General features: G+C 64.9%; 1 protein-coding gene. It reads left to right on the top strand.

The annotated features are described in order from the left end of the window. Positions 1-573: glycoside hydrolase 43 family protein (locus tag HHX31_RS33435; protein WP_169953809.1), on the top strand; the 573-nt coding region annotated here is incomplete at both ends.

The following is a 573-nucleotide window of genomic DNA, read 5'->3' as shown; positions in this document are numbered from 1 at the left end:
CGGGTGGGCCGTGGCCGCCGTCGTCGACGTACACCAACCCGGTGTTGTGGGACGACCTGGCCGACATCGACATCTTCCGGGCCGGTGACACCTACTACTACTCCGCCTCGACGATGCACTACTCGCCCGGCGCGCCGGTCCTGCGCTCCTATGACCTCGTCCACTGGGAGTACGCCGGCCACTCGGTGCCCACACTCGACTTCGGGTCCAAATACGACCTCAACGGCGGCCGCGGCTACGTCAACGGCATCTGGGCCTCGTTCCTCAACTACCGCCCCAGCAACAAGACCTTCTACTGGGGCGGCTGCATCGACTTCAGCAAGACCTACATCTACACCGCCACCAGCGCCGAAGGCCCCTGGAACCGGCACACCACCATCAACAAGTGCTACTACGACGCCGGCCTGCTCGTCGACGACAACGACACCATGTACGTCGCCTACGGCAACACCCAGATCAGCGTCGCCCAGCTGTCGGCCGACGGCAAATCCGAAGTCCGCAGCCAGCAGGTGTTCTCCACCCCCTCCAGCGTCGGCACGCTGGAAGGCGCCCGCATGTACAAGCGCAACGGCA

Origin of the sequence: Microbispora sp. H11081 (assembly GCF_012999535.1) — a bacterium.
Taxonomy (GTDB): Bacteria; Actinomycetota; Actinomycetes; order Streptosporangiales; family Streptosporangiaceae; genus Microbispora.
This window is presented reverse-complemented; position numbering and strand designations above follow the sequence as displayed.